The sequence below is a fragment of the Saccharopolyspora sp. NPDC050389 genome (genome assembly GCF_040655595.1).
Taxonomy (GTDB): Bacteria; Actinomycetota; Actinomycetes; order Mycobacteriales; family Pseudonocardiaceae; genus Saccharopolyspora.
On the sequence record NZ_JBFAKG010000067.1, the window covers coordinates 51583 to 57533 of the forward strand.

A 5951-nucleotide genomic window follows, 5' to 3' on the forward strand; every position below is an offset into this window, starting at 1 on the left:
ACGGCAGGTGCGGGTCATCGATTTCGAGCGCGACCTCCAGCCGGATCCGACGCCGGTCCAAAACACTCACGGCCGGTGACCGGCGGGAACCGCGGAACTCAGCCGAGGATCCGGCGGGCGTCGCGCTCCGGGTCGACCATGAGCGCCATCGCGATCCCGCCGACGACCACGGCCAGCCCGAAGATCTGGAACGCCTGGGCGTATCCGGCGCCCGGAGTCGGTGCGGCGTCGACGAGCGCGCCGGTCAGCGCGGGCGCGAACAGCCCGGAAAGCGTCTGCAGCGCGAGGAAGAAGCCCAGTGCACCGGGCTGCTGCCGGGTCGGGCTGATCTGCGACACGACGGCGTTCATCACCGGCAGCGAGACGACCATGAACCCGTAGGCCACGACGACCACCGCCACCGCGGCCCACGCGCCGCCGATGTAGGGCAGCAGCGCCAGCAGGCCGCCGCCGATCAGCAGCGACACGGCCGGGATCAGGCCGCGCTGCACGCGGGGGCTCGCGCCCCGCGAGATCATCCGGTCGGTGAGCCAGCCGGCCCCGATCATGCCGATCATGCCGGTGATGCTGGGCAGACCGAACATGCTGCCCGCCTCCACCCGGCTGAACCCGAGCCCGGTCTCGAAGTACGACGGCAGCCAGGTCAGGATCACCGACACCATGCCGTAGACGGTGAACGTGCCGATCACGCCGCCGATGAAGCTGCGGCTGAGCGCGATGCGCCGGAACGGCACGCGGAGCCCGGCGTCGTCGCGCTGGGCGGCGGCCTTGCCGCGCGATGTCGCGTACGGGCCTTCGCGGCCGATCAGCAACCAGGCGACGCACCAGACCACGCCGATCAGCGCGAGGACCAGGAACGCCGCGCGCCAGCCCCAGGCCACCACGATCAGGGTGAGCAGCGGGGCGACCGCGATCTTGGCGATGGAGGCGCCGGAGTTCAGCCACGCGGCCGGCAGGCTGCGCTTCTCCTTCGGGAACCACTCGAACGCCCCGGCGCTGGCCATCGCGGTGGCCGGGCCTTCGGCGGCGCCGAGCGCGATGCGGCTGGTCAGCAGCGCCGCGCCGGTCGCCGACAGCAGCACCGGAACCTGGGTGACCGACCACAGCACGGCCAGCCCGAGCAGCACCCACTTGGTCTTGACCTTGTTGGCCAGGAAGCCGACCGCGACGCCGCTGATGCTGTAGAGGAAGAAGAAGGCGCTGCCGATGAAGCCGATCTCGGCGCTGGTGAGTCCGAGCTCCGTCTTCAGGGGCTGGGCCACGATGCCCAGCACCGCCTTGTCCGCCCAGTTCACGATCATGAACAGGACGAGCATCGCGGTGATGGTCCAGGCCATCGCCGGCCGGAAGGCCGGGCTGGCGGTGGCGGGCGCGGCAGACCTGTCGTCGGTGGGGCTGCGCTGCAGGTTGCCAGCGGTCATGCGGGACCGTCCCTTCGTTGGAATGCCCGGTTCGGCGCATTGAGCCCGCCGGCACGGCCATTCAACGAGAGCCCCATCACACGGTCAAAGATGCTTGCCTGAACGCATCGATAGGCCAGCACTATGGGCGCGGCCGGGTCGTGAGCGTTTTGGAGCGCCATGACGATCCAAAACGCTCACGACCGCGGTTCAGCCGAGGATGCGCGCGGCGTCCCGGTCCGGGTTGACCAGCAGGAACGTCGCGATGCCACCCACCATCACGGCGAGGCCGAAGACCTGGAACGCCAGCGCGAATCCCGCGCCCGGGCTGGCGGCCAGATCCACCAGCACACCGGTCAGCGCCGGCGCGACAAGCCCGGAGGACGTCTGCAGCGCCAGGAACACGCCCAGCGCGCCGGCCTGCTGGCGCGGCGGGCAGATCTGCGACAACGCCGCGTTCGCCAGCGGCAGTGCCACGGCGCCGATGCCGTAGCCGAGCACGACCGCCGAGATGGCCAGCACCGGCGAGCCGAGGTACGGCAGCAGTGCCAGCAGCCCGCCGCCGATCAGCAGCGACACCGCGGGCACGATGCCGCGCTGCACGCGCGAACTGGAGCCCGCCGACACCCGGCGGTCGCTGATCCACGACACCACCAGCATCGCGGTCATGCCCGAAATGCTGGGCAGGCCGAACATGGCGCCCGCCTGCAGCCGGTCGATGCCCAGCCCCACCTCGAAGTACGACGGCAGCCAGGTGAGGATCACTGACACCATCCCGTACATGGTGAAGGTGCCGATGACGCCGCCGACGAAGGTGCCGGAGAACGCGATCTTGCGGAACGGCACCCGCTGCTGCGCCGCGGGGTCCTCGGCCGCGGCGAGCTGGCTCCGGTGCGGCGAGAACGGCCCCTCGCGCCCGATCAGCGCCCAGGCCGCGCACCACACCACGCCGATCAGTGCCAGCGCGAGGAACGCCGCGCGCCAGCCCCACACCGCGACGATCAGCGCCAGCACCGGGGCGATCGCGATCTTGGCGATGGAAGCGCCGGAGGACAGCCACGCCGACGGGAAGCTGCGCTTCTCCTTCGGGAACCACTCGAACGCCCCGGCGTTGGCCATCGCGCCGGCCGGGCCTTCCGCCGCGCCGAGCCCGATGCGGCTGATCAGCAACGTCACCGCGCTGGCCGACACCAGCACCGGCACCATCGTCAGCGACCACAGCGCGGCCAGCGCCAACAGCACCCACTTGGTCCGCACCCGGTTGCCGATGAACCCGACGGCGAGGCCGGTGATGCTGAACAGGAAGAAGAAGGCGCTGCCGATGAAACCGATCTGCGCCGAGGTCAGGCCCAGGTCTTCCTTCAGCGGCTGCGCGGCGATGCCGAACACCGTCTTGTCGGCCCAGTTGACCACGATGAACAGCACCAGCATGCCGGTGATGCCCCAGGCCATGACCGGCCGGTACTCCGGTGGTGCGGCGGTACCGGGGGTGGCTTCATGCACTCTGTTTGCGGACATGCGCACGTGGTCCCTTCGGCGGAAGTGGATTGCGGTGCGAATGCCGGGCGGTGAGCGCACGGCGGCACCGGAGGATCACTACCGCCGATTGAACGAGACGCACGTCACACGGTCAAAGAGCGGGGTGCTAACGCACCGATAGGCAGCCACTATGGACGGTGGTGCCACCAATCCGGCGCGAAACCCGTTGCCGGTCAACTTATTTCGCAGAACGAATCAGTTCAAGAGTCTCGATGAACTCAACCGCGAGACTGAACCCAAATGTCTACATAGGACAACGACGTTGCACGGCGGCATCCGATCGGATGCCGCCGCACTGAGCCGTTCGCCGCAACCTGCTGGTCGCCTGGAGTTCGCGGCACAGACCGCTTCTGGTGGTTCACAACGCCGTCACCTTCCGGAAAGGTCGGGCACGACATGGCCAGACCGGCATGGAGGTGACGGCGTTGGGCCCGGATGGCCAGATCGGCCGCGGCGAGCGGTTCACGGCAGTGACGACCGGCCTGCTGGTCGCGCTGCTGCCGGCGCTGGCGCTCAGCGGCGACGCCCTGATCGACCCTGTCACCCGGCCCGCGCGGGCCGCACCGGAACTCCCGCCGGACGTCGGAACCAACGGCGAGCTGCCCGTCGACGACCGGCTGAGCCCGGAGTTCCTGGAAGAGGTGCGCACCGAGCAGGGCCTGGCCGCGCACGCCGAACCGGCCGACCGGGTGCCGGCCGGCCCGCTGGGCATTCCCGCACCGGTGCTGGCGGCCTACCAGCGCGCCGAGCGGACGTTGGCGCGCACCGATCCGGGCTGCGGCCTGCACTGGTCGGTGCTGGCCGGGATCGGGCGCATCGAGTCGAACCACGCCCGCTCCGGCCGGGTGGACGTCAACGGCCGGACGCTGTCGCCGATCCTGGGCCCGCAGCTGGCCGGCGGGCCCGGAGTGGCCGCAATCCACGACACCGACGGCGGCCGCCTGGACGGCGACCAGGCGTGGGACCGCGCGGTCGGACCGATGCAGTTCATCCCGTCCACGTGGCGCAGCCACGCCGCCGACGGCAACGGCGACGGAACCCGCGATCCGCACAACGTCCACGACGCGACCCTGGCATCGGGCCAATACCTGTGCAGCGGCAACGGAAATCTGCGCGACCGAACGCAGCTGGCCGCCGCGGTGTTCCGCTACAACCACTCCCAGTCGTACGTCCGCTCGGTGCTCACCTGGGCCGACGCCTACGCCCGCGGAGTCATGCCCACCCCGAGCGACACGACGATCCCGGGCGACCCCGTGCTGCTCGCGTTCACTCCGCCGCCTCCGGGCACTCCCCCACCGCCGGGCGCACCGCTACCGCCAGGCGCACCGCCGCCCGCTGCGGGAGCTCCGCCCGGCGCCGCACCGCCTCCCGGGCCACCGCCACCACCAGGCATGACAGCACCACCGCCGCCGCCCGAGCCACCGCCTCCGCCTCCGCCTCCGCCGTCATCGTCGGAGCCGCCGCCATCCGAGCCACCGCCGTCGTCCGAACCACCGCCGACGAGCTCGGTGCCACCGCCGAGCAGCTCGCAACCACCGCCCAGCGAGGAATCGACCACGCCGCCGAGCGCGTAGCGGGCCATAATGAGCGAATGGGAATCCCGCTGCGCTCCTGGGCGGCCTCGCTCGACGGGACCAGCACGCGGTGGTCGCGCTACCGAGAATTCGCTCCTGCGACAGAGGTTTCGAGCATCGTGTCGCTCGGCTGGCAGGGATTCGCCGGTTGGGACAGGGAGTTGCGAATCCTCCCGGACGGCTGCGCCGACCTGGTGTGGGACGGGCGCAGCCTCGACGTGGTGATCACCGCCGGAGCCCCGGAACGCCGCTGGCTGCCGGGAACCGCCCGGACGCTGGGCCTGCGGCTGCGCCGCGGCGGCGCGGGCTCGCTGCTGGGCCACGGGCTTTCCGAGCTGCCGCCCGGGGCGACGAGGCTGACCGACCTGTGGGGCAGACGAGCTGGGCGCGCCGAAGAGCTGCTGGCGGCGTCGAAGTCCTTCGAGTCACGGCGAAGCGTGCTGGAGACGCTCGTCGCCGAGCGGCTGCGAAGTTCCCATCCGGATTCACGAGCCATCGCGGCAGCACGGGATCTTGGTGCTCCAGGAGCGAAACCGGCGGACGTCGCCGATGACCTCGGCATCAGCGAACGAGGGCTCCGACGGCTTCTGCGGCACGAAACCGGGTGCGGCCCCAAGCAGCTGCAACGCATCCTCCGCTTCCAGCGGTTCCACCGCCGCCTGCCGGCGCTGGCGCGCGGACGCACCTCGCTGGCCATCGTCGCCGCCGAGCTCGGCTACGCCGACCAGTCCCACCTGGGACGCGAATGCCGCCGACTGTCCGGCTCCTCGCCAGCGGCGCTGGTGCGAAGCTGGGCCCGGCAGGACGTCCTGGCCGAAAAGTTCCAGACGGCGCAGCCCGGGACGGCCAGGATCAAGCCCCGTGACAACCCGTTCCGAAACCGCTGAAGCCTTCCGCATCACCGTCGCGGTCCGCAGCGACGACCTGGACGTCAACGGCCACGTGCGCGGGCCCGCGTACCTCGCCTACGGCGATCACGCCCGGTGGGCGTGCCTCGCCGCCGCCGGTGTCGACCCCGAGCGACTGCGCGCCCAGCACGACGTAGGCCCGGTCAACCTGGAGACCACCATCCGCTTCCACCGCGAACTACGACCGCTGGACCAGGTAGAGGTGACGTGCGCCTTTCTGTGGGGCGACGGCAAAACCTCCCGCGTCGTGCAGGAGCTCCGCGCCCCGGACGGCACCCTGGTCGCGGAGGTCGAAAGCGTCTCCGGTCTCCTGGACCTGACCCGGCGCCGCCTGGTCGCCGACCCGGCGCGCTACTGGCGCGAGATGGCCACTCACCCGGAACTGCTGGGCCTGTAACCACTTCCACAGCGGGTTTCCGCTGATCACGGGGCCGTGAGTCTTTTGGGCTGCTATAGCGACCCACAAGAAACACGCCGCCCGTGCGGCGGAAAAGATCCGCCCGCGGCGTGGCGGAACGCCGGCACGAGCC

The 5951-nt window shown here is 70.9% G+C and carries 5 protein-coding genes; 3 read left to right on the forward strand and 2 right to left on the reverse strand.

Translation table 11 applies throughout. From position 1 onward, the window contains the following. Positions 1–98: 98 nt before the first annotated feature. Together AB0I53_RS34105 and AB0I53_RS34110 are read right to left on the reverse strand one after the other, a co-directional pair. On the reverse strand, positions 99–1421 hold the full coding sequence (locus AB0I53_RS34105) for an MFS transporter (RefSeq protein ID WP_358612453.1): 1323 nt from the start codon (positions 1419–1421) through the stop codon (positions 99–101). Positions 1422–1610: 189 nt separating this feature from the next. Beyond that, complete coding sequence (locus AB0I53_RS34110; RefSeq protein ID WP_358612455.1) at positions 1611–2918, reverse strand: MFS transporter; 1308 nt, start codon at positions 2916–2918, stop codon at positions 1611–1613. Between the two features lie 446 nt (positions 2919–3364). Between AB0I53_RS34110 and AB0I53_RS34115 the strand changes: the two genes are divergently transcribed. Genes AB0I53_RS34115 through AB0I53_RS34125 form a run of 3 tightly spaced genes read left to right on the forward strand, consistent with a single transcriptional unit; the run spans position 3365 to position 5818 of the window. Next, positions 3365–4513 carry a lytic murein transglycosylase gene (locus tag AB0I53_RS34115; protein ID WP_358612457.1) on the forward strand — a complete coding sequence of 383 codons (1149 nt, stop codon included), beginning with the start codon at positions 3365–3367 and terminating at the stop codon, positions 4511–4513. Between the two features lie 17 nt (positions 4514–4530). Beyond that, the gene (locus AB0I53_RS34120) at positions 4531–5400 is read left to right on the forward strand and encodes an AraC family transcriptional regulator (protein WP_358612459.1); all 870 of its coding nucleotides are present in this window, start codon (positions 4531–4533) and stop codon (positions 5398–5400) included. Then, positions 5375–5818 (forward strand): acyl-CoA thioesterase, encoded by a 444-nt coding sequence (locus AB0I53_RS34125; RefSeq protein WP_358612461.1) that lies wholly within the window; start codon positions 5375–5377, stop codon positions 5816–5818. Before AB0I53_RS34120 ends, AB0I53_RS34125 begins: the two co-directional genes overlap by 26 nt. The last annotated feature ends 133 nt before the right edge of the window (positions 5819–5951 follow it).